Annotated in this window: 19 protein-coding genes; 10 read left to right on the top strand and 9 right to left on the bottom strand. The window is 60.2% G+C overall.

The features are described 5' to 3' along the window. Positions 1-141 precede the first annotated feature (141 nt). The 3 genes from putP to ACEVBK_RS11055 all read right to left on the bottom strand — a co-directional run bounded on the left by putP (position 142) and on the right by ACEVBK_RS11055 (position 3,051). Positions 142-1,605 carry a sodium/proline symporter PutP gene (gene putP / locus ACEVBK_RS11065; protein WP_375055007.1) on the bottom strand — a complete coding sequence of 488 codons (1,464 nt, stop codon included), beginning with the start codon at positions 1,603-1,605 and terminating at the stop codon, positions 142-144. Between the two features lie 209 nt (positions 1,606-1,814). Continuing rightward, a complete protein-coding gene (locus tag ACEVBK_RS11060; RefSeq protein ID WP_375055005.1) occupies positions 1,815-2,543 on the bottom strand; it encodes a DUF3379 domain-containing protein in 729 nt (242 codons plus the stop codon). Further along, positions 2,536-3,051 (bottom strand): sigma-70 family RNA polymerase sigma factor, encoded by a 516-nt coding sequence (locus ACEVBK_RS11055; RefSeq protein ID WP_375055004.1) that lies wholly within the window; start codon positions 3,049-3,051, stop codon positions 2,536-2,538. The genes ACEVBK_RS11060 and ACEVBK_RS11055 overlap by 8 nt, the downstream gene beginning before the upstream one ends. Before the next feature lie 232 nt (positions 3,052-3,283). Here ACEVBK_RS11055 and fadI point away from each other — a divergent pair, with 232 nt between their 5' ends. From fadI to htpG, 3 genes are all read left to right on the top strand, one after another. Next, entirely contained in the window at positions 3,284-4,597 is a 1,314-nt protein-coding gene (gene fadI, locus ACEVBK_RS11050) for an acetyl-CoA C-acyltransferase FadI (protein WP_375055003.1), read from the top strand. An 8-nt stretch (positions 4,598-4,605) separates the two neighbouring features. Then, the gene (fadJ, locus tag ACEVBK_RS11045; protein ID WP_375055002.1) at positions 4,606-6,714 is read left to right on the top strand and encodes a fatty acid oxidation complex subunit alpha FadJ; all 2,109 of its coding nucleotides are present in this window, start codon (positions 4,606-4,608) and stop codon (positions 6,712-6,714) included. Between the two features lie 357 nt (positions 6,715-7,071). Beyond that, a complete protein-coding gene (gene htpG / locus ACEVBK_RS11040; RefSeq protein WP_375055001.1) occupies positions 7,072-8,982 on the top strand; it encodes a molecular chaperone HtpG in 1,911 nt (636 codons plus the stop codon). A 77-nt stretch (positions 8,983-9,059) separates the two neighbouring features. Here the strand turns inward: htpG and ACEVBK_RS11035 are convergent, their stop codons facing one another. Both ACEVBK_RS11035 and ACEVBK_RS11030 read right to left on the bottom strand, forming a co-directional pair. Then, entirely contained in the window at positions 9,060-10,811 is a 1,752-nt protein-coding gene (locus tag ACEVBK_RS11035) for an amidohydrolase (protein WP_375055000.1), read from the bottom strand. A 196-nt stretch (positions 10,812-11,007) separates the two neighbouring features. Further along, positions 11,008-11,673, bottom strand: coding sequence for a metallophosphoesterase (locus ACEVBK_RS11030; RefSeq protein WP_375054999.1), 666 nt, complete (start codon positions 11,671-11,673; stop codon positions 11,008-11,010). Positions 11,674-11,911: 238 nt separating this feature from the next. Between ACEVBK_RS11030 and adk the strand changes: the two genes are divergently transcribed. After that, positions 11,912-12,556: an adenylate kinase gene (gene adk / locus ACEVBK_RS11025; RefSeq protein WP_375054998.1), complete on the top strand. Its 645-nt coding sequence runs from the start codon at positions 11,912-11,914 to the stop codon at positions 12,554-12,556. Positions 12,557-12,618: 62 nt separating this feature from the next. Further along, the gene (gene hemH / locus ACEVBK_RS11020) at positions 12,619-13,587 is read left to right on the top strand and encodes a ferrochelatase (protein ID WP_375054997.1); all 969 of its coding nucleotides are present in this window, start codon (positions 12,619-12,621) and stop codon (positions 13,585-13,587) included. Positions 13,588-13,611: 24 nt separating this feature from the next. On the opposite strand, the gene ACEVBK_RS11015 is transcribed toward hemH, so the two are convergent. Next, positions 13,612-14,070, bottom strand: a complete 459-nt coding sequence (locus ACEVBK_RS11015) for a hypothetical protein (protein ID WP_375054996.1) — start codon at positions 14,068-14,070, stop codon at positions 13,612-13,614. Between the two features lie 159 nt (positions 14,071-14,229). On the opposite strand from ACEVBK_RS11015, the gene ACEVBK_RS11010 reads away from it, so the two are divergent. From ACEVBK_RS11010 to ACEVBK_RS10995, 4 genes are all read left to right on the top strand, one after another. Further along, entirely contained in the window at positions 14,230-14,427 is a 198-nt protein-coding gene (locus tag ACEVBK_RS11010; RefSeq protein WP_375054995.1) for a DUF4250 domain-containing protein, read from the top strand. Between the two features lie 55 nt (positions 14,428-14,482). Next, positions 14,483-15,136, top strand: a complete 654-nt coding sequence (locus ACEVBK_RS11005) for a thiopurine S-methyltransferase (RefSeq protein WP_375054994.1) — start codon at positions 14,483-14,485, stop codon at positions 15,134-15,136. 361 nt (positions 15,137-15,497) lie between these two features. Further along, positions 15,498-16,868: a YjiH family protein gene (locus ACEVBK_RS11000; RefSeq protein WP_375058550.1), complete on the top strand. Its 1,371-nt coding sequence runs from the start codon at positions 15,498-15,500 to the stop codon at positions 16,866-16,868. A 54-nt stretch (positions 16,869-16,922) separates the two neighbouring features. Beyond that, on the top strand, positions 16,923-17,459 hold the full coding sequence (locus ACEVBK_RS10995; protein ID WP_375054993.1) for a DUF924 family protein: 537 nt from the start codon (positions 16,923-16,925) through the stop codon (positions 17,457-17,459). A 72-nt stretch (positions 17,460-17,531) separates the two neighbouring features. Here ACEVBK_RS10995 and ACEVBK_RS10990 read toward each other — a convergent pair whose 3' ends face one another. The 3 genes from ACEVBK_RS10990 to dinG all read right to left on the bottom strand — a co-directional run bounded on the left by ACEVBK_RS10990 (position 17,532) and on the right by dinG (position 21,096). Beyond that, positions 17,532-18,164 (bottom strand): DUF2057 family protein, encoded by a 633-nt coding sequence (locus ACEVBK_RS10990; RefSeq protein ID WP_375054992.1) that lies wholly within the window; start codon positions 18,162-18,164, stop codon positions 17,532-17,534. A gap of 107 nt (positions 18,165-18,271) precedes the next feature. Continuing rightward, positions 18,272-19,039: a sulfite exporter TauE/SafE family protein gene (locus ACEVBK_RS10985; RefSeq protein ID WP_375054991.1), complete on the bottom strand. Its 768-nt coding sequence runs from the start codon at positions 19,037-19,039 to the stop codon at positions 18,272-18,274. Next, entirely contained in the window at positions 19,036-21,096 is a 2,061-nt protein-coding gene (gene dinG / locus ACEVBK_RS10980) for an ATP-dependent DNA helicase DinG (protein ID WP_375058549.1), read from the bottom strand. The genes ACEVBK_RS10985 and dinG overlap by 4 nt, the downstream gene beginning before the upstream one ends. Before the next feature lie 258 nt (positions 21,097-21,354). Here dinG and ACEVBK_RS10975 point away from each other — a divergent pair, with 258 nt between their 5' ends. Beyond that, positions 21,355-22,362 carry a porin gene (locus tag ACEVBK_RS10975; RefSeq protein WP_375054990.1) on the top strand — a complete coding sequence of 336 codons (1,008 nt, stop codon included), beginning with the start codon at positions 21,355-21,357 and terminating at the stop codon, positions 22,360-22,362. Positions 22,363-22,370: the final 8 nt, after the last annotated feature.

Genomic DNA, 22,370 nt, shown 5'->3' with positions numbered 1-22,370 from the left:
ATCGGGCGCGACAACTTTTTGCGCAACTGGCAGGAGGTGTGAACTCTTACCAGTTGGGAGCATAAAAAAATGTAATTAAAAAGTAAAACACTTGTTTATAAAAAAAGGGCCGAAAGGCCCTTTTGTGTGAGTAATCAAGGATTAAAGGTCAGATTCCATTCGTCGGAAACCGAGCACTACCGCCTTTGCCGGTGCCTTGTCCATCCGGCTGATGATGATACAAGCCAGGCCACAGACGAGAAAACCGGGGACGATTTCATAGAGATCGAACAGCCCGCCACTCAGTTGTTTCCAGCCGATCACGGTCAAGGCACCCAGTACGATGCCTGCCAGGGCGCCGTTGCGGGTCAGCCGTGGCCAGAACACCGAAAGAATAATGACGGGGCCGAAGGCGGCGCCGAAACCGGCCCAGGCATAGCTGACCAGGCCCAGCACCGTGGTTTGCGGATCCAGGGCAATCAGCATGGCACACACGGCCACCCCCAGCACCGCAAAGCGGCCCACCCATACCAGTTCCGCATCCTGTGCCGAAGGACGTAACCAGCGCTTGTAGAAATCTTCGGTAATGGCGGAAGAGCACACCAGCAACTGGGAGTCGATGGTGCTCATGATGGCGGACATGATGGCGGCAATCAGCAGGCCGGCTACCCAGGGGTTGAACACCGCGTTGGCCAGGGCCAGAAACACGGTTTCCGGGTTATCGAGTGGAGCGCCGCTGAAGTAGAGGGTGCCGGCCAGGCCGACCCCCAGGGCGCCGATCAGCGACAGTATCATCCAGCTCATGGCGATACGGCGGGAAAGGGGAACCGAACGCGGTGAGTCGATGGCCATGAAGCGGGCCAGGATATGGGGTTGCCCAAAGTAACCCAGTCCCCAGGCCAGCAGGCTGAGTCCACTCAACAGTGAGAAATCGTGGAACAGGTTGAGCTTGCTGCTGTCCATCTGTTCCAGACCGGCAAAGGTCTGTTCCATGCCACCCAGTTCGCTCATCACCACCCAGGGGAGTACGATCAGTGCCAGCAGCATCAGTATACCCTGGAAGAAGTCCGTCCAGGACACGGCCAGGAACCCCCCCATAAAGGTATAGGCGACGATAACACCACCGCCGATGATCAGCGCGGTCAGGTAGGGCAGGCCAAAGACTTTCTCGAACAGGATGGCACCGCCCACCAGGCCAGAGGCGGTGTAAAAGACAAAGAACACCAGTATGGTCAGGGCCGAGATCACCCGGATCAGGCCGCTGCGGTCGGCCAGGCGATTTTCCAGGAAGTCGGGCAGGGTCAGGGAGTCGTTGGCCTGCTCGGTGTAGACCCGCAGCCGCCTGGCGACGAACAGCCAGTTGAGCCAGGCCCCGATCACCAGACCGATACCGATCCAGGCCTGATTGATGCCATACAGATAAACCGCACCGGGCAGGCCGAGCAGCAACCAGCCGCTCATGTCCGAAGCGCCGACACTCAGGGCCGCTACACCGGGACCGAGGCGACGACCGCCGAGAATATAATCGCTCAGCGAGCGAGTGGCTTTATAGGCCACCAGGCCGATAAGCATGGTCAGCAGCAGATAGCCGACAAAGGTGATCAGAATAGGGAGTTCTATGGTCATGGGCGCATTCCTGTTGTTCCGAACAGCGTTTTCGCTTCCGTGTGGGCGATAAGGCCGAATGTTACACCATTAAGCCATTGAATTCCCAGCGGTTGAGTCTAAATTTCTCGGGTTGGAAGCGCCGTGGCGGTCAGGCAAGGACATGGCATGGATCCGGCAGGGCACGGGCGGGGTGCCATTCAAAAGGGCGGCCAGGGCCGCCCATCGGGTTATAGTGCCCTTTCCAGCGATGCCTGGACTTTCTCGGCCATGGAGTGCACGTTTTCCTGTCTGTCACTGACCACCACCAGGCGGTTGTAGGTCATGGGTATCACCTCGCCGTGCAGGTTGGCGTCGGAAAACTCGCTGACGATTTGCAAGGTGCGCTCCATGGGTACCAGGAAGACGTGGACGCGCTCATGCTCGCCCTGGATCACCAGATGTGCCGCCGGACCGCCGGCAAACATGCAGTGGTTGGCGTAGTAGATCTTGCCGACAGCAGCGATATCCTTCAGCTTGGCGCCGTAGGGGCGCAGCTTGGCGTTTACCGTGGCCAGGGTCAGTTCTTCGTCGACATAGCGGGTAAAGGGCATTTCCATCTGCACATGATGCATCGCCACCTTGGCCACCGAGGGGGGCAGGTTGCCGGACTCCGCGGACAGCTGCATAAAACGGGTGGAAAACCCCAGGGCAAAGGCGACGGATGCAGCCACAGCCAGGTGACGCCAGCCCAGACCTTCTTTTTGGTCGGGCTGGCGCAGCAGGTGCGAAAGCATCAGCTTGTCGGGCAGTGCCGGGGGCACGGGTTCGTTCAGTGCCCGCTCCAGCTTGCGGTTGAACTCTTTCAGTTCTTCCATGAATTGCCGGTTGCCGGCGTTGGTGGTAGAAGCGGACACAAATTCCGGGCTCTTGTCACAGGGATCGGCATAAGCCCGGCGGCGAAATTCCAGATCATCCATTGCAGTGGCCTCGTGTGCTCTTGTCCTGCTCCAATGCCTCTTTCAGCTGGTTACGGGCGCGAAAGAGACGGGTCATTACGGTGTTCTTGTTCAAGTCCAGTATCTCGGCGATTTCTTCACCACTGAAACCGCCGATCACCTGCAGCAGCAGCGGTTCCCGGTATTCCACTGCCAGCTTGGCAATGTGCCGGCGCAGCCATTCGTTTTCCATGTCCTGTTCCAGTCCCAGGCTTTGTTTGTCGGCCACGGGAACGCTGTCCAGATCTACCAGATCAAACTGTTTGCGTTCGAACCGGCGGGCGTTTTCCCGCCGCAGTATGGTAATCAGCCAGGCCTTGGCGGCTTTTTCGTCTTTCAGACTGTCGAGCGCTTTCCAGGCGCGCAGAAACGTCTCCTGCACCAAATCTTCAGCCACTTGCCGGTCATGGCATAGCCAATAGGCATAGCGAAACAAATCGCCATGCAAGGCATACACCAGCGCCTCATAGCGCTTTTGTTTTATCATCATGCTGTTAGAGACCGCACCTGGCTTGGTCTTCTTTCGCCTGAATAGGGAAATCATCGTTCACCGTTGAGTAAGGGTGGCTTCTCTCAGTCTACTCACTCTTGGCAGTGCACGCGACAGGCGTTTGGTTTGACTCCCTGTTGCGGCGCAGAAAATTTCAATCACCTGTTTAAAACTTGTAGGGGCATTGTTAAGATGACGTGGAGGTCAGACCTCTTGCCAACAAGGAGCAGACATGACGCTGACTAACCCTTTAACCACAAGAACCGGCGATCGCATCGCCATCGTCTCCGGGCTGAGAACCCCCTTCGCCCGCCAATCCACCGCTTATCGCGGCATTCCCGCCCTGGATCTGGGCAAGATGGTGGTGGCCGAACTGCTGGCCCGCACCCCCATGGACGCCAGCGAAGTGCAGCAACTGGTGTTCGGCCAGGTGGTGCAGATGCCCAAGGCCCCCAATATCGCCCGGGAAATCGTGCTCGGCACCGAACTGCCGGTCAGTACCGATGCCTACAGCGTGACCCGGGCCTGCGCCACCAGTTTTCAGGCGGTGTCCAACATCGCCGAGGCGATGATGGCCGGCCATATCCAGGTGGGCATCGCCGGCGGCGCCGACTCTTCCTCGGTGTTGCCGATAGGGGTATCCACCCGGCTGGCCGATGCCCTGCTTGATTTGAGCAAGGCGAAAACCCTGAGTGCCAGGCTCGGTATTCTGCGCCGGCTCAAACTTAAGGATCTGGCGCCGGTGCCGCCGGCGGTGGCGGAATATTCCACCGGCTTGTCCATGGGACAGACCGCCGAACAGATGGCCAAGAGCCACGGCATCGACCGGCTGGCCCAGGACGAGCTGGCCCACCGCTCGCACCAACTGGCCACCCGGGCCTGGCAACAAGGGCTGCTTGCCGACGAGGTGATGGCCGCCTATGTGCCGCCGTTCAAGTCTCCTTTCGTGCAGGACAACAACATCCGCACCGAGTCCAGCCTGGCCGACTACGCCAAACTCAGGCCCGCCTTCGACAAGCGCCACGGCTCCGTGACCGCCGCCAACAGCACCCCGCTTACCGACGGTGCCGCCTGCGTGCTGATGATGACCGAAAGCCGGGCCCGGGAGCTGGGGCTGAAGCCGCTGGGTTACCTGCGCAGCTACGCCTACGCCGCCATCGATGTGTGGCAGGACATGCTGCTGGGGCCGAGTTACGCCACCCCGCTGGCGCTGGAGCGGGCCGGCTGTACCCTGGCGGACATGGATCTTGTCGACATGCACGAGGCCTTCGCCGCCCAGACCCTGGCCAACCTCAAGATGTTCGAGAGCAAGACCTTCGCCGAGCGTGAGTTGGGTCGCGGCCAGGCCATAGGAGAAGTAGACATGGACAGATTCAATGTGCTGGGCGGCTCCCTGGCCTATGGCCACCCCTTCGCCGCCACCGGCGCGCGCATGATCACCCAAACCCTGAGAGAGCTTAACCGCCGTGGCGGCGGTCTGGCGCTGACCACCGCCTGCGCCGCCGGCGGCCTGGGCGCGGCCATGGTACTGGAGGCAGCACAATGAGCGACACCATGACTCAAACGACTTTCAGCCTGCGCAACGAAGAGGGTATCGGCATCATCACCATGGATGTACCGGGCGAGCGCATGAACACCCTGCGGGCGAGCTTTGCCACCGAGATCCGTTCCCTGCTGGAGCAAATCCGGGCCGACGGCTCCATCAAGGGCCTGGTGCTCTGCTCCGGCAAGCCCGACTCCTTCGTGGCCGGTGCCGACGTCCATATGCTGGCCGCCTGCCGGACCGCCGAGGAGGCCGCCGCCCTGGCCAGGGCCGGCCAGGAGATGTTCAATGAGCTGGAAGCACTGACGGTGCCGCTGATTGCCGCCATTCACGGCCCCTGCCTGGGGGGCGGCCTGGAGCTGGCCCTGGCCTGTCATGGCCGGGTGTGCAGCGACGACGACATCACCCGCCTGGGGCTGCCGGAAGTGCAGCTCGGCCTGTTGCCCGGCTCCGGCGGCACCCAGCGACTGCCGGGGCTGGTGGGGTTGACCAAGGCCCTCGACATGATGCTCACCGGCAAGCAGCTGCGGCCCAAACAGGCGCTGAAAGCGGGGCTGGTGGACGATATGGTGCCGAGGAGCATCCTGTTGGAGACGGCGATCGCCCTGGCCCGCAAGGGCAAGCCGAAGCATAAACGCAAGCAGGACATCAAGACCCTGGCGCTGGAGGCCAACCCCTTCGGCCGCAAGCTGGTGTTCGACAAGGCGCTGAGCACCCTGCGCCACAAGACCCGCGGCAACTACCCGGCACCGGAAAAGTTGCTGGAGGTGGTGCGTATCGGGCAGGACGGGGGTATGAGCAAGGGGCTGGCCGCCGAAGCCAGCGCCTTCGGCGAGCTGGTGATGACGCCGGAGTCGGCTTCTCTGCGCCACCTGTTCTTCGCCACCACCGAGATGAAGAAGGAAAAGACCTGGCAGGGCGCCGAACCCATGGCGCTCAACCGCATCGGGGTGCTGGGCGGCGGCCTGATGGGAGGCGGCATCGCCTTCGTCACCGCCACCCGGGCGGCGCTGCCGGTGCGCATCAAGGACATTTCCCATGACGGCATCAACCAGGCCATGGCCACCGCCCACCAACTGCTCGCGCCCAGGGTCAAGAAGAAGCAACTGCGCGCCACCGAGATGCAGCAACAGCTGGCGCGGATGACCGGCACCCTGGACTACAGCGGTTTCGACCGGGTCGATATGGTGGTGGAGGCGGTGTTCGAGGAGCTGGAGATCAAGCGCAAGATGGTGGCGGCGGTGGAAGCCCATTGTCCGGACCATGCCATGTTCGCTTCCAACACCTCCTCCCTGCCCATCCACCGGATAGCGGAAGGGGCGGCGCGCCCGGAGCGGGTGCTGGGACTGCACTATTTCAGCCCGGTGGAGAAGATGCCGCTGGCGGAGATCATCCCCCACGCCGGCACCAGTGCCGAGACGGTGGCCACCGCCATCAGCCTGGCCCGGGCCCAGGGCAAGACCCCCATAGTGGTGCAGGACAAGGCCGGCTTTTACGTGAACCGCATCCTGGCGCCCTACCTCAACGAAGCGGCGCGGCTGCTGCTGGAAGGAGAGCCTATCGAGGCCATCGACCGCGCCCTGGTGGACTACGGTTTCCCGGTGGGGCCCATCACCCTGCTGGACGAGGTGGGCATCGACGTGGCCGCCAAGATTTCGCCCATCCTGGAGCGGGAGCTGGGCAGTCGCTTCAAGGCGCCGGAGGCCTTCGGCCGGCTGCTGGACGACAAGCGCTACGGCAAGAAGAACGGTCGCGGCTTCTACCTGTTCGACAAGAAGGACAAGCCGGCGGACGAGAGCATCTACAAGCTGTTGGGAGTCAAGCCCCAGGGCCGGCTGCCAGCCCGGGACATGGCCGAGCGCTGCGTACTGCTGATGCTGAACGAGGCGGCCATGACCCTGGACGAGGGCGTGGTGGCCTCGGCCCGGGATGGGGACATCGGCGCCATCTTCGGCATCGGTTTCCCCCCTTTCAGCGGTGGCCCCTTCCACCATATGCACCGGCAGGGGATAGCGGCCATCGTTGCCAAGATGGAGGAATATGCCCGTAAGTACGGCGAACGTTTCGCCCCCTGTGATGCCTTGCGTCGGCTGGCCGAGGACGGGCGGAGCTACTACTGACGGAGGCTTGAAGCCGGAAGAGCCACTCTTCCGGCTTTCAGCTTCCGGCATGCTGCTTTCGGCTTCCAGCCTGACTTTTAGTCACGAGTCCGGCAGTTCGATTTGACGCAGAGAAGCGGCAACAGGGCTACCTCCACCGACACGCCGCTAGTACGTCCATGTAGGCTCGCACATGCCGCCCATGGCATGTGACGGTCGGTGGAGGCGATCCCTTCGGCCGATGTTTTGCTGATTTAAAGTCAACAAAAACTTGTGACTAAGAGTCAGGCTTCCAGCTTTGTTTCCCGTCGCCTCTTGAAATCCCGCACGCCATCCCCATCTTTCTGGCTGTAGGTTAAACCAAGCAAGGAACTTATCATGTCAGAAGCCGTGCATACCGAAACTCATGGTTTTCAAACCGAAGTCAAACAACTGCTCAACCTGATGGCGCACAGCCTCTATTCCAACAAAGAGGTATTCCTGCGCGAACTGGTGTCCAACGCCGCCGACGCCGCCGACAAGCTGCGCTTCAAGGCCCTGTCTGACAGTGAACTCTATGAAAATGACGGCAACCTGCGGGTACGCCTGATCCTGGACAAAGACAACAAGACCCTGACCATCTCCGACAACGGCATCGGCATGAGCCGGGACGAGGTGATCGAGCACCTGGGCACCATCGCCAAGTCGGGCACCAAGGCGTTTTTCAGCCAGCTGTCCGGCGATCAGGCCAGGGATTCCCAGCTGATCGGCCAGTTCGGCGTGGGTTTTTATTCCGCCTTTATCGTGGCCGACAAGGTCACCGTGCTGAGCCGGGCCGCCGGACAGACGGCCGACCGGGGCGTGCGCTGGGAGTCAGACGGTGACGGCACCTTCACCGTGGCCGATATCGACAAGCCCGGCCGGGGCACCGACGTCATCCTGCACCTGCGCGACGCCGAGCAGGAATTCCTCGACGACTGGCGCCTGCGCAGCATCATCGGCAAATACTCCGACCATATCAGCATCGCGGTGGAGATGTGGAAGGACGGCGAGCCCGAGCGCGAAGAGGACGGCGAAAAGATTGCCGCCACCGAAGGCGAGTGGGAGCAGGTGAACAAGGCCACCGCCCTGTGGACCCGCGCCAAGGGTGAGGTGAGCGACGAGGAATACCAAGAGTTTTACAAGCACATCTCCCACGACTGGCAGGACGCCCTGGCCTGGAGCCACAACAAGGTGGAAGGCAACCAGGAATACACCAGCCTGTTGTATGTGCCCGCCAAGGCGCCCTGGGACATGTGGAACCGGGATCAGAGCCACGGTCTCAAGCTGTATGTGCAGCGGGTGTTCATCATGGATGACGCCGAGCAGTTTATGCCCACCTACCTGCGGTTCGTCAAAGGGGTGCTCGACTCCAACGATCTGCCGCTCAACGTGTCCCGCGAGATCCTGCAGGATAACAAGGTGACGGCCCAGCTGCGCAAGGCCTGCAGCAAGCGGGTACTGTCCCTGCTGGAGCAGATGGCCAAGAACGAGCAGGAAAAATACCAGGGCTTCTGGAAGGAATTCGGCAACGTGCTGAAGGAAGGCCCGGCCGAGGATTACGGCAACCGCGAGCAAATTGCCGGCCTGCTGCGCTTCGCCAGCACCCATAACGACTCCGATGCCCAGAGCGTGGCGCTCGACGATTACCTCGGGCGGATGCAGGAAGGCCAGGACAAGATCTACTACATCACCGCCGACAGTTACGCCGCCGCCAGCCACAGCCCGCACCTGGAAATCTTCCGCAAGAAGGGCATCGAAGTGCTGCTGATGTGGGAGCGGGTGGACGAGTGGCTGATGAACCACCTCAGCGACTATAAAGAGAAGCAGTTCGTGTCGGTGACCAAGGGCGAACTGGATCTGGGCGAGTTGGACGACGAGGAAACCAAAAAGGCCCAGGAAGAAGCCAAGGAAGCCCTGGCGCCCCTGCTGGAGCGGGTAAAATCTGCCCTGGGTGAGGAGGTGAAGGAAGTGCGCCTGACGCACCGCCTGACCAGCACCCCGTCCTGCGTGGTGGCCGGTGAGCACGACATGAGCACCCAGATGATCAAGCTGATGCGCGCCGCCGGCCAGCCGGTGCCGGAGCAGAAGTACATCCTGGAGCTCAACCCCGATCACGTGCTGGTGAAAAAGCTCGAGAGCCTGGAAGCAGGTGAGCAGTTCAACGAATGGTCCCAGTTGCTGCTGGAGCAGGCGCAACTGGCCGAACAGGGCGGCCTGAAAGATCCCGCCGCCTTCGTGGCCCGGGTCAACCGCCTGCTGCTGGACTGAGCGGAAAACCGCCCCGGCGTACTGGGCGGTTCCCCTTCTATCGCCACAACGCCCTGCCTTGGCAGGGCGTTGCTTTTTCAGGGAGCCGGCGGCCGTTGATGGTAGGGCTCGATATGCGAGCCCTGGAACAGCTCACGGCCGGCGATAATGGTTTTTTCCACCGCCAGATCCCTCAGCCGCCGCGGATCTATGCTCAGGGGATCTTCCGCCAGTACCACCAGATCGGCCACCTTGCCCACCTCGATGCTGCCGCGCTCCTGTTCATCGAAGGTCAGGTAGGCGGGCCCCCGGGTATAGGCCCGAATCGCCTCTTCCACGGAAATCGCTTCCTCAGCACCATACACCTTACCGTCATGGCCGAGGCGGTTCACCGCCGCCCAAATACCGAGCAAGGGACCGTGCGGCAGGCCGTCCGAGCCGTAGGCGATGCGGATGCCACGATCCAGCAGCGAACGCTGCGGGTTCTGTCGTTCAAGCCGGTTACCGCTGACCGCGGCCAGCATAAAGGCGTTATTGTAATAGGTGTAGTTGGGCTGGGTGTCGACGATCAGCTCCAGCTCGGCGATTTTGGCGAGGGTTTCTTCCGGCGGCCTGATGGTCAGGTGGTGGAGGTGATGACGGTGATCCTCTCGGGGTTGCTCCCTCAGTACCCGCTCCAGCACTTCGACCGCCTCGACCACGGCGGCATCCCCTATGGTGTGAATGCCGAGCTGCCAGCCCAGCTCATGGGCTCGGCTGGCCACCCGGTACAGGCTGTCCCCGGGGATCACCGTCACGCCGTCGAAGTCGCCTTCCCGGTTTTCCCAGGGGCCGCGTTCCTTGAAACGCACCTTGCCGTCATAGGGTTTGAGAGTCCTGAAGTCCGGTACGGCGATGGCACCATCCATGCTCATCTTGATGGCACCGAGTTTTAGCCGGTCATCACCGATACCGGTACGAAAACCGAGGCCTTCGAGTTCGGCGAGGCTGTTGTCGACATCGTCATAACCGGGAAACAGGAAAATCTGCAAGGTGGCTCGGGGCAACTCGTCGCCCCAGCGCTGGTAGACATCCTGGATCAGACGTAATTCGTTCGGGCGAACGCCGGCGATATTGACGCTGGTGACCCCCATGGGCGGAAACCTGGCCAACTGGGCACGCAGGTTCTCCCGGGCGCTGTCGTCACTCAGTGCCGGGCTGGGGATGACCCGGGTGGCGTAACGGCGCGCGCCCATGGTCAGCACGCCCTGCGGTTCGCCCTGCTCGTCACGTACGATCAACCCGTCCTTGGGCTGCGGTGTATCCTTGTTCAAACCGGCCAGCTCGATGGCCCTGGAGTTGAGGGTCAGCTTGAGTACGCCACAGGCCAGCATGACCGGGTGGTCGGGCACGATGGCGTCCAGTTCCCGGCGGTTGGGCATCTGCATATGGCAATGGGGGCGGTTCATCAGCCCGACCAGCCAGTCGCCGGCCGGCACCTTGGCGGCCTCCTGAGACAGTATCTCTGTTAACCGGGCCGGGGTGGGGACATTGAACGTGGCGCCGAAGGGGCGGGGCCCCGTACCCACGTGAATATGACCGTCATAGAAGCCGGGCAGCAAGGGCTTGCCCTCCAGGTCGATCTGTCGGGTGTCATCATCGGCCAGTTTCCGCAGCTGTTCGTAGCGACCGACCGCCATGATACGCCCGTCCTTGATGGCCACGGCCTCGGCGATATCGAAGTTATCGTTCACGGTGACCACCCGGGCATTGTGGTACAGGGTGTCAGCCATCCCCTCGGGAGTGCTGGCACCGGCGCTGAATATCGCCACGGGGGCGAAGGCCAGCAAGGCCCGAACGGTCTTGCGCATTATATTGTCCATTGTTTTTCCTCATCACATCCATTGGGATGATATGTGCCTGCACCACGCCAAGGCGTTCCTGACCTGATGGTGGCTTTAATGCTAACGATATATCTTGATATTGATAGCAATGCTCATCTCAAAGGATCCGGTGGTGAGTGGTTAGAGCCAGTGGCTGCACCCTGGTGGAACCAGTCATGGTGGTTCATAGCCAGGATTGTATCTCCAGCAGGGTCAGCCGGCCCCGGGAGCTGAAGGCGCCGGTGTCGATATACAGGGTATTGCCGAGGCGGGTGATGGCGGGGACTATACTGTGCCCGACCAATACCAGGTCGATATGGGCGATGGCGCTTGGGTCGCGGCGGGCTATGCGCTCCCGCGCCCACAACAGCTGGCCGAACTGTGGCTCCGACAGGGGATGCTGCAGGCTGTGCCAGTCGTGATCCGGCACCTCGGCATGCACCAGGCCCACTCGTTTGCCTGCGACATCCACTTCGATGGCATAGGGCATGTGGATGAGTGCGGCGCGGGCACAGGCTGCCACTTTGTCCTGGTCGTGCTCGAGCAACCAGCGGCCGCCGTTCATATACCATAACGGCAGGGCGTGGGGACTGGCGTGATTGAAGGCATCGAGCATCATCTGTTCGTGATTGCCTCGTATCGCAAAAAACCAGGGTTCGAACACCAGTTGCAGGCACCGGAGCGAGTCCGGGCCCCGGTCGATCAGATCGCCGACGCTGAACAGACGATCGCACCCGGTATCGAAGTCTGCCTCGGTCAGCCGGGAGGCGAGTTGTTCATGACAACCGTGCAGATCGCCAATGGCAAAATCACGGCCCCGGACATTGCGGGTGAAGGTCTGGAGCTGCACGACGGTGCTCCTTGGCTGAGTGCGCAGAAATCATGCCCTGTTTTCAGTATCGGTATCTTTTGTTGTTTCGTCCCGTGAGCGGGAGCCCGACATGGTTTGGCCTCCTTTGAAGGCACAGTGTTGCCGCCAATATCATCAATAGGTCTAACACCCTTTCGCTCTCCCTTGTCCCCATGCCGGTGTCATGCCACAATCATGCCCCAAATTACGAATGACTAATCAAAAAGAGGACGCTGTTATGCGCATCGTTTTGCTGGGTGCTCCGGGCGCGGGTAAGGGAACGCAGGCTCAATTCATCATGGAGAAGTTCGGCATTCCGCAAATCTCCACCGGTGACATGCTGCGAGCCGCTATCAAGGCCGGTACCCCGCTGGGGCTGAAAGCCAAGGAAGTCATGGATCAAGGACAACTGGTCTCCGACGACATCATCATCGGTCTGGTTAAAGAACGCATCAGCCAAGACGACTGTGCCAAGGGCTTCCTGCTCGATGGTTTTCCGCGCACCATACCTCAGGCCGATGCCATGAAGGAAGCCGGCGTGCCGGTCGACTATGTGCTGGAGTTTGCCGTGCCGGACGAGGAAATTGTCAAGCGCATGAGTGGCCGTCGGGTACACCCGGGCTCTGGCCGGGTATACCACCTGGTCTACAATCCGCCCAAGGTAGAAGGCAAGGACGACGTTAGCGGCGAAGAGCTGGTGATCCGTGCGGACGACGAAGAGAGCACGGTGCGCAAGCGCCTGGCGGTGTACCACGAACAAACCGCGCCGCTGATCGACTATTACAAGCAAGAGGCTGCTGCCGGTCACACCCGCCATCATAAAGTGGACGGGACCCAATCGGTTGAACAAGTCAGCCGTGAACTGACCGATATTCTGTCCTAATTCCATTGTGTCTGGCCGGGAGCCGTGGCTCCCGGCCTGTTTCTTCAGGATATGGTAACAAGGTGAAAACAGGCGTTTTACTGGTTAACCTGGGTACCCCCATCGCCCCCACCGCCAAAGCGGTAAAGACCTTCCTCAGTCAATTCCTGCACGACAGCCGGGTGGTTGATGTGCCCAGGGCGTTGTGGTGCCCCTTGCTGCACGGCATTATTTTACCGTTTCGCTCGCCCAAGGTCGCCAGGCTGTATCAGTCCGTCTGGTGGCCGGAGGGGTCTCCGTTAATGGTGGTGAGTCGCCGCCAGCAAGCGGCGTTGAGCGGTGCACTGAAAGCGGCGGGTATCGATATGCCGGTGGCGCTGGGTATGAGCTATGGTGAACCGTCCATGGCTTCCGCCTGGCAGGAACTGAAAGCCGCCGGGGTGGACCGGGTCGTATTGTTGCCCCTGTACCCTCAATATTCGGTCAGTACCACGGCTTCCGTATTTGACAGTTGGGCCCGGCTGATGAAAAAAGAGCGCCTGGTGCCGGCATTTCGTTTTATTCATGACTATCACGACCACCGGAGCTATATCCAGGCCCTGGCCGAGTCGGTGCAGGCTCATTGGGACGCGCACGGCCGGGGAGACATGCTGCTGCTGTCTTACCACGGAATTCCTAAACGGTACGAGGATGAAGGTGATCCCTACGGCCAGCAATGCCATCGTACTTCCGAACTGGTGGCGGCGGAGCTGAGGCTGGAGCGTCACCAGTGGCGGACCACCTTTCAGTCGCGCTTTGGCCGTGAGCCCTGGTTACAGCCCTATACCGACGAAACCATGGCAGCGCTGCCGGGGGAAGGTATCAAGCACCTGGATGTGATCTGCCCCGCCTTTTCTGCCGACTGCCTCGAAACCCTGGAAGAAATCGCCGAGCAAAACAAAGCGCTGTTTCTGGCCTCCGGCGGTGAGGCATATCACTACATTCCCGCCCTCAATGACCATCCTGCCCATATCCGTATGATGATGGATCTGGTTTGCCGGGAGTTGGTGTAGCTCCCTGACCGGAGTGGCTCTGCCTTAATGCAGCAGGGCCGCCTCATTGCTGGTCGCAATCAGGAACACCTTGTTCCGGTGGCGCTGTGCCGCCAGCTCCAGCAGCCGTTGCTGTTCTGCCGGTGGCCGGCATTGCCAGCATACCACCGCGGCTATCCCTTTATGACTGATGGCCCGCTGCACCAGATTTAAATCGTTGGATCCTACCTTGCCCATGTCTATCACATGGGCCGGCGCCACGCCCGTTGCCGCCAGCGCATGGCGTGACAGGGGGGCGGGGGTATTGATCATCAGGATCCAGCCACTCCGGCGCTGACTGATGGCGGCCAGTTCAGCCAGCAGATGGCTTTGCCGGGCGGCACTCCAGTCATCGATTCGCTCTATCAGTCCGGGGGCAGCCACCGTATGAGTAACGGCCGTGCCATTCCACTGCCCGGATAGAGAAGGAAACCCGGGATTGCGAGTTAACAAGATGGTCGCCATATGCACTCCTTCCTTGTTGGTCTTTACTGTCTATATATACAGTATTATTCAACCGCGTCTGAGGTCAAGAAAAATACTGTTTAAATTTACAGTATGGTGGGCGGTAAGGATGGCGGCTCCGGACTATACTGAGCTAAAACGCCGACTCGGGAGCCGGGGATGAACAAAGCGCAACTGGAGCACATGGACAATCACATGCTGCTCAGCATCATCAATGAGAAATTGCGGCTGGAGTGTGACAGCCTGGAAGCCTTGTTGGCATTGTATGAGCTGGATGGAGGGCATTTGCACGCCCGCATGTCCCAGATTGGTTACCGTTACGACGCGGGCAGCAATCAGTTCAAGCCCCACTCTTGATAACAGCGGGTGAGACTTGAGATAGTAGCCGGTTTGTTGCACTCAAGGATTTGATATGGACGCACATTTCTGGCATCAGCGTTGGCAGTCATCCCGTATCGGTTTTCATCAGCAAGGGATCAACGCGCATCTCAGCCGCTTTTGGCGGCCTCTCGGGGTACCCGAACACACCGAGGTATTGGTACCGCTGTGCGGAAAAAGCAGAGACATGCACTGGCTGGCGGAACAAGGCCATCCTATTGCCGGCTTTGAGCTTTCCCCCCTGGCGATCCGGGACTTTTTCAGTGAGGCCGGAGTCATCCCGCAGCAACAGAAGCTTGTTCATTATTGCCGCTGGCAGGCAGCGGGTTTCAGCCTGTATGAAGGCGACTTCTTGCAGGCCGAGACCTTGGGCCTGCGTTTTGATGCCGCTTATGATCGGGCGGCGCTGATTGCCTTGCCCGCACCCGTCAGGCCAGGTTATGCCCAACTGCTGGCCCGTTTGCTGAATCCGGGGGCCAGCATGCTGCTGGTGACCCTGGACTATGCCCCGATACAACACGCATCCCCCCCTTTTGCGGTGAATGAAGTGGAGGTAAAGCGGCTGTTTGGCGCTGACTTCGAGGTGTCTTTCCTCGGTGGCATAGAGGAGGGGAGCGCCAACCCCCGGGTAGCCAGCGGGGAGTGCGAGTTTTTCAATGAACTGTGTTTTTCTCTGCGGAGAAGGTAATTTTTATTTTCTCAAATGAAACCCACACCGGTGTTCGACAAGGCTGCTTTTGCAGCCTTTCTTGTTTTGTGTGCTGGATCTGTTTGCATGGCGGTACAAAATCTTTATACTCCCTCCCTGAAATTAACAAGTCAGAACAAATATCTAACAAGATTTGTTTTTGTGGGGTTATGTTTTGATTATGTCTTTTGATTAAATATATTTGGCTATAAAATAAGTATTCAGTGAGCTTTCCTGTTATTGGTGACTTATGCATTTTTGAGTTACTTTTATTCTGATTGACTTCGCTGGGCTGCATAAAAGTGCGGTTTTTACCCTTTTTTAGCCGAGTTGGGTGCTGTTGCCCGATAAGGAAGGAGTAATCATGGAAAAGACGTTGACGGCGCAGGCTGCGGTGAGCAAGCGAAACCTGCTGATGTTCTTGCTGCCCTCACTGGCGGGCGTACTGCTGTTTATGACTCCGGTCAGCTATAACGGCGACCTCACTATTATGATTGCGGTGCTGGCCAAGAGCCTGCAGGCGGTGCTGGCCGACTGGCTGACGACCATTGTGACCGGGCTTATCGCCCTCTCGGCGCTGCTATCGCTGCTGACCAGCCTGTTCAAACCGGCCTTTGTGACCCGTAGCCTGTTCCTGAACACCCTGTTCAACGTACGCCCGGTGTGGCTGGTCAGTCGGCTGTTGGGCGCGGCCTTCGTGTTGATGGTCTTTACCCAGTCTGGCCCCGAGTTGCTCCACAGTGGTGATACCGGAGGCCTGGTCTTGAACGACCTGCTGCCGGTGCTGTTCGCGGTATTTATTTTCGCCGGCCTGCTGCTGCCGCTGTTGCTGGACTTCGGTCTGCTGGAGTTTGTCGGTACCCTGCTGACCGGGCTGATGCGGCCGGTATTTCGCCTGCCCGGCCGCTCGGCCGTGGATTGCATGGCTTCCTGGCTGGGAGACGGCAGCGTGGGTATTCTGCTGACCAGCAAGCAATATGAAGGCCACCATTATACCCAACGGGAAGCGGCGGTCATCGGCACCACCTTCTCCGCGGTGTCGATCACCTTCAGCCTGGTGGTGCTGGCCCAGGTCAAGCTGGAGCATATGTTTCTGTCGTTTTATCTGGCGGTGTGCCTGGCCGGTATAGTGGCGGCCATAGTGGTGCCCCGATTGCCCCCGCTGTGCTGGAAAAAAGACACCTTTATCAATGGGGAGTCCCGCCCTGCCGGTGATGAAAACACCCCGGCCGGTTATTCCCGCCTGAGCCACGGCTACGCCCTGGCGCTGGCCCGGGCCGGCAAGGTGAACAGCATGGGTCAGGTGGTCCGTACCGGGGTGCATAACGCCCTGGACATGCTGTTCGGCGTGCTGCCGGTGGTCATGGCGTTCGGTACCCTGGCGCTGGTGGTGGCGGAAACGACCCCCTTGTTCACCTGGCTGGGCCTGCCCTTCGTGCCGTTGCTGGAACTGTTGCAGATCCCGGAGGCCGCCGCCGCTTCCGAGACCATCGTCGTGGGTTTTGCCGACATGTTTATTCCGGCCATTCTCGCCACGTCCATCGAAAGCGACATGACCCGCTTCGTGATCGCCGCCTTGTCGGTGACCCAGCTTATCTATATGTCGGAGGTGGGCGCCCTGCTGCTGGGCAGCAAGATTCCGGTCAATATCGTCGAGTTGTTCGTGATCTTCCTGCTGCGGACCCTGGTGACCCTGCCGGTGATTGCCTTGATTGCCCACCTGGTGTTTTAATTCCTTCTTTATCCCCTATACTGTGGCCAGATATTCACGGTATAGGGGAAGCCCATGTATCAGTCCGTACTGGATTTCTGGTTTGAAGAGTTGTCCCCCGAGCAGTGGTGGGTCAAGGATCCGTCCTTGGACGAGGTGATTCGCCAGCGCTTTGGCCGGCTGCATCTTCAGGCCTGCCTGGGGGAGCTGTTTGAATGGCGCACCCGGGCCCGGGGACGACTGGCGGAAGTTATCGTGCTCGATCAGTTTTCCCGCAATATCCATCGGGACCGTCCCCAGGCCTTTGCCGCCGATGGCATGGCCCTGGCGCTGGCCCAGGAGGCCATCAGCAGCGGTGCCGAAAAGGGCTTGAATCAGCAGGAACGCTTGTTTCTGTACATGCCCTTTATGCACAGCGAGTCGCTCAAGGTGCACGATGTGGCGCTGGCGCTGTTCGGGAAAAACGGTCTGGCGGACAACCTGGAATACGAGGTGCGACATCGGGACATCATTGCCCGTTTCGGGCGCTATCCCCATCGCAACGCCCTGCTGGGACGGGAGTCTACAGAGGAAGAACAACGGTTCCTGCAACAACCGGGCTCAAGCTTTTAAGCCGAAACAAGGAGTCAAAAAAGGGGGCGGAGTCAATTAAAAAATGACACCGCCCCCTTTTTATTGTTTTTATTACTGCTGCTGGATAGTCCAGATCTGGAAGGCGCGGCGGGTATCCTTGTCGGCCGCGTTCCACCAATGCTGCAGCATTTCCAGCGCATCGGCATCGACCGCCGCATCGCCGAACTTCGCCTGGGCAGCGGCCACGGCGGCGTCGGTACGACCGTTGAAGGCCTGGCCCTGCTCTTGCAGGTAGTTCTGGATGCCGCGGCCGGTATCCAGGCCCGCCGGGGTGGGAATGGTGAAGATTTCGGCATCCATCACCTGGCCGGTGGCCTTGTCGATCACCCGTACCCGGCTTTCCTGTTCGCGCAGAAACTGGTTGGCCTGCTGATAGTTGTTGGGCTCGGCATAGTCCAGGGTCAGCTGGGCATCGGCGGGCACCTCCAGGGTGATGATCACCGGCTGGCCATTCAGCACCCGGATATCGGAGCGGGTGGAGAAATCCTTGGTGTAGGCTACTGCAAACTGATGCTTGCCTTCGCCGACGGTTACGCTGTGCACCGACTGGGTGATGCTGGTGGTGGTTTTTTCACCATCCACCAGGTGGATCTGGTAAGGCTGCTGGGCTTCGAAGGTGGCCGCGCTGGCACCAAAAGACAGGCCGGCAACGGCCAGGGCGGCAAGGGTTAAACGCATTTTCATCTGGGGCTCCTGAGCCATCATGATTCCCGTAACGGGCTGCTAAGTAATTGAACCAAATACCCACTAAACCGCAGGATTGTGACAATTAATGCTTCTGAGCGCAACGGTCAAAACCAGGCCTGCCAGGCCAGCTTGATGGAGATGGCCAGTACCATGACCACGAAGATAGGGCGGATAAAGTTGCTGCCGAAGCGAATGGCGGAACGGGCCCCGATAAAGGAGCCGGCCATGATACCCAGGCTGAGGGTCAGGCCCAGCACCCAGTCCACCTGACCGAGGGCGATAAAGGTCATCAGCGAGACTGAGTTGCTGATAAAGTTCATCGACTTGGCCAGGCCCGAGGCGAGCAGGATATTCAGCCGGTACAGGGCCATGCCCGAGACGATAAGAAAGGCACCGGTGCCGGGGCCGAAGGCGCCGTCGTAGGCCCCGAGCAGCAGTCCCTGACTCCACTGGCGGCGATAGAGTCGTCGTCCGGCCCGGGGCAACTGATTACCCTGGGGCTCACGTTTACGATTGAGAATGGTGTATACCGCGACCATCAGGATCAGCAATGGCAGGGCTTTTTCCAACCAGGCGGCGCTGATCTGGTTGATAAGCAGGGTGCCCCCCAGGGCGCCCAGGGCGGCGGCCAGGCAGGCTCGCCACCAGAAGGCGGGGGTAAAGAGTCGCTGGCGATAAAAGGTGGTGGCCGAGGTCAGCGAACTGATGCTGGCGGCGACCTTGTTGGTGCCCAACGCCAGGTGGGGTGGCAAACCGGCGCTCAGCAGGGCGGGGATGGTGATAAGGCCACCGCCGCCGGCTACCGCATCCAGAAAACCGGCGACAAGGCCGGTGGCGGCCAGTAACAGATAAACCGAAAAATCCAGGGTCATGACAGCTCCCGGGTAAAGGGGGGCAGGGCATCCAGCAGGGCGGCGCCATAACGGCGGCTGACCAGGCGTTTGTCGAGCAATACGATACGACCGTGGTCGGTTTCGGTACGCAGCAGCCTGCCGCAGGCCTGGATTAGTTTACGGGAAGCTTCCGGCATGGCCAACTGCATAAAGGCATTGCCACCGCAGAGGGTGATCCACTCGGCCATGGCTTCTTCTACCGGCGAGGTGGGTACCGCGAAGGGCAGCTTGGTGATAATCAGGTTGGTCAGATAGTGGCCGGGCAGGTCCAGCCCTTCGGCAAAACTGCCGGTACCGAACAGCACGCTGGGACGGCTGCCGTCGCACTGTTGCTTGTGCAACTGCAGCAGGGCCTGGCGGCTGGCTTCGCCCTGCACCAGCAAGGAAAAGCCCTTGGCCCGCAGTGCTTCGGCCACGCCCTGCATTTGCCGATAGGAAGAAAACAGCACCAGGCTGGCGTCCTGGTCCGCAAGCCAAACGGGAACTTGCTCCGCCAATAACCGATCAAAACCGGCGTCTGTGGGCTCGCAGTCCAGGCGGGGGATGATCAGACGGGCACTGCGGTAGTCGAAGGGGGAATGCAGGCGCAGATAATGGCTGCCGTCGTCCGCCTTCAGCCCCACGGCCCGGCGGAAATAGCCGAAGTCGTTGAGTGCCGTAAGGGTGGCCGAGACCATAACCACCGCCGCCGCCCGCGACCAGCACCACTGTTCGAGCAAGTGGCCGACCGCCAGGGGGGTGGCGCACAGGGTCAGCTCCTGCGACGCCTGCTCCAGCCAGCGGGCCGGTGGGGTTTGCTTGGGACCAATGGGGCGTAACAGCAGTTCGCACAGATCCCGAGTCTGCTCGCCGCGCAGCTGTTGCTGGCTCAACACGGCCAGGGCTGCCTCCATGGCCGCGGCCTTGGCCGGCTGGCGCTTGAGCTGTTCGCCCAGCAGTCCCTGCACTCGTTCCAATGCCCGCCCGAAGGCTTTGTTGTCTTCCTTCAGGGTGCTCAGCCCCTCGTCCATAAAACCGGGTAATTCACCGGTGGCAAAGCGCAGACAACCCTGCTCGTCGGGACAAAGCTCTTTGCGCTGCAGGGCACCGTCCAACCGGCTATAAAGGGTGGTAAGCGCCGGCAGCAACTGTTGCAAGGCCTGTTGCAACCGGCCCAGGGGTTGTTGGCCTTCTTCTCCCAGCAGATCGCTGAAGGAGCCCAGCCCTTTGTTGAACTGTTCCAGCCCGCGCCGGGCCTGGCGCAGGGCCAACCGGGCCGAGCCCTGCTCACGGGCAACCGCGGCGATATGGTGGGCTTCATCCAGTATATAGAGGCATTGTTCGGGCTCGGGCAACACCACGCCGCCGCCCATCTTCAGGTCGGCCAGTAGCAGGGCGTGATTGACCACTATGATATCGACCTTGTCCAGCTCGGCCCGGGCCAGGTGAAAAGGACAATGACCGTGGCCCAGTTGCGGTTGGCAGTGGTGGCGCTCGGCCTGCAGTTGCTGCCAGAGGGCATCGTCGACAGGCTGTGGCCAGCTGTCCCGGTCTCCGAGCCATGTCTTGCCGCACCAGGCCTGCCAGAGCTCGGCCAGTTGCCGTTGCTGGAGGGGGCTCAGGCTGTCGGCGGCGTCGAACAGGCTGAACTGGCTGTCACCCCGGGCCAGGGCTTCCAGCCGGCGCACACAGCAGTAGCGGGCCCGCCCTTTGGCGAGGGCAAAGGTGAAGTCGGGCCGGCAATGGGGTTGAAACAGCGGCAGATCCTTGTCGACCAGTTGCTCCTGCAACGCCAGGGTGGCGGTGGAAATAATCAGTTTTTTCTGATTAAGGCGAGCCCAGGGGATACCTGCCTGCAGATAGGCAAGGGATTTACCGATGCCGGTGCCGGCTTCGGCCACCAGGATGCGCCTGGTCCTGTCGTAGTGCCCCAGCAACACCTTGCCGATCTCCGCCACCAGGTAGTTCTGCTCCCGACGGGGGTTAAACCCCTGAATCGACTGGCTTAAACGGCGGTAATTGTCGCGCACCAGGGTGCGGTAATCGGCGTTGGGCATGGGACTTGTACTGGAATAGAACAGGGTGGCAAGTATACCCATCGGGGGGCTTTATGCCAGTTGCAAGCACTGGAACAAGAAAAAGTGGTGGTAGTCACATTTACGCACCCTACGAACACCTCTGTCACAAAAAGTTCCCGTGATTTTGTTGCAAGCTCAAAAAACCGGTGATAGGCTGCGGGTCATAGTAACGTGAATCGTTGCTAACACAGGGAATAACAAGGACTTAGTGTTTAATTACAGTAGGCATCTAAAATTATGAAAAAGACTATTCTTGCACTGACCATCCCTGCGCTGTTTGCAACCTCTGCCAGCGCTGTGACCGTTTACTCTGACGAAGGCGCTCAGGTAGATATCTACGGCCGCATCCAGTACGACGCCGGCTCCTTCGACCACGACGGTGCCGACCGCGAAAAATTCGGTGGCGACGGTTCCGCTCGTCTGGGCACCAACGTCAAGTATGATCTGAACAACGATGTGGCCCTGATCGGTAAGCTGGAATGGCAAGTAGCCGCCGAGTCTTCCGACGGCTCCAAGTTTGACTCCCGCTACGCCTGGGCCGGTTTCCGCTTCCAGGACACCACCGACCTGACCTTCGGTAAGAGCGAAAACCCCTTCGTTCAGCTGTCTGACATCACCGATATCTTCGAACTGTTCGGTGCTGCGGCCTACTCCCACAGCTGGCGTATCGACGACCAGGTTCGCGTAAGCTACGCCGACCAGGGTATCGACCTGCGTGCCGCCTACGCCTTCAACGACCAGAACCGTACCCGTGAAGACCTGGATGCTGCCGAAGAGCGTGCTCAGAACCAGTACAGCCTGTCTGCCGGTTACGCCACTCCGTTCGGCCTGGGCCTGGTAGCCGCTTACGAGAAGCAGAACGTGAAAACCGGTCCTCTGGCTGCCGAAGGTGACTTCGACATGTGGGGTGTCGGTGCCAACTACAGCATCGACGGTTTCTACTTCGGTACTGTTTACGGCCACACCAGCCAAGACGTTGTTGGCGGCAGCGATGCAGATACCCGTTACTGGGAAATCGTGGGTGCCTACAACGTAGACGCCTGGACCCTGCGTGCCGGTTACAACTACGAGAAAGATCGTAAAGGCGACAACAAGAAAACCCACGTGAACGAGTACGTGCTGGGTGCCGCCTATGCTCTGAACCCGAAAACCAAGCTGTATGCCGAGTACAACCTCCAGCGCGCCAAGACTGGCGGCGAGCGTAAAGACGACCTGTACGGCGTTGGTATCCAGTACAACTTCTAATTTGGCCC

Origin of the sequence: Zobellella sp. DQSA1 (assembly GCF_041950555.1) — a bacterium.
GTDB lineage: Bacteria > Pseudomonadota > Gammaproteobacteria > Enterobacterales > Aeromonadaceae > Oceanimonas.
Note: the sequence above shows the minus strand (reverse complement) of the source record. Positions and strands in the feature narration are given on the sequence as shown.

Excerpts from the sequence above, each read along its gene's own strand:
- putP (WP_375055007.1), bottom strand. The coding sequence starts at position 1,605 with ATGACCATAGAACTCCCTATTCTGATCACCTTTGTCGGCTATCTGCTG.
- ACEVBK_RS11060 (WP_375055005.1), bottom strand. The coding sequence starts at position 2,543 with ATGGATGATCTGGAATTTCGCCGCCGGGCTTATGCCGATCCCTGTGAC.
- ACEVBK_RS11055 (WP_375055004.1), bottom strand. The coding sequence starts at position 3,051 with ATGATGATAAAACAAAAGCGCTATGAGGCGCTGGTGTATGCCTTGCAT.
- fadI (WP_375055003.1), top strand. The coding sequence starts at position 3,284 with ATGACGCTGACTAACCCTTTAACCACAAGAACCGGCGATCGCATCGCC.
- fadJ (WP_375055002.1), top strand. The coding sequence starts at position 4,606 with ATGACTCAAACGACTTTCAGCCTGCGCAACGAAGAGGGTATCGGCATC.
- htpG (WP_375055001.1), top strand. The coding sequence starts at position 7,072 with ATGTCAGAAGCCGTGCATACCGAAACTCATGGTTTTCAAACCGAAGTC.
- ACEVBK_RS11035 (WP_375055000.1), bottom strand. The coding sequence starts at position 10,811 with ATGCGCAAGACCGTTCGGGCCTTGCTGGCCTTCGCCCCCGTGGCGATA.
- adk (WP_375054998.1), top strand. The coding sequence starts at position 11,912 with ATGCGCATCGTTTTGCTGGGTGCTCCGGGCGCGGGTAAGGGAACGCAG.
- ACEVBK_RS11015 (WP_375054996.1), bottom strand. The coding sequence starts at position 14,070 with ATGGCGACCATCTTGTTAACTCGCAATCCCGGGTTTCCTTCTCTATCC.
- ACEVBK_RS11010 (WP_375054995.1), top strand. The coding sequence starts at position 14,230 with ATGAACAAAGCGCAACTGGAGCACATGGACAATCACATGCTGCTCAGC.
- ACEVBK_RS11005 (WP_375054994.1), top strand. The coding sequence starts at position 14,483 with ATGGACGCACATTTCTGGCATCAGCGTTGGCAGTCATCCCGTATCGGT.
- ACEVBK_RS10995 (WP_375054993.1), top strand. The coding sequence starts at position 16,923 with ATGTATCAGTCCGTACTGGATTTCTGGTTTGAAGAGTTGTCCCCCGAG.
- ACEVBK_RS10990 (WP_375054992.1), bottom strand. The coding sequence starts at position 18,164 with ATGAAAATGCGTTTAACCCTTGCCGCCCTGGCCGTTGCCGGCCTGTCT.
- ACEVBK_RS10985 (WP_375054991.1), bottom strand. The coding sequence starts at position 19,039 with ATGACCCTGGATTTTTCGGTTTATCTGTTACTGGCCGCCACCGGCCTT.
- dinG (WP_375058549.1), bottom strand. The coding sequence starts at position 21,096 with ATGCCCAACGCCGATTACCGCACCCTGGTGCGCGACAATTACCGCCGT.
- ACEVBK_RS10975 (WP_375054990.1), top strand. The coding sequence starts at position 21,355 with ATGAAAAAGACTATTCTTGCACTGACCATCCCTGCGCTGTTTGCAACC.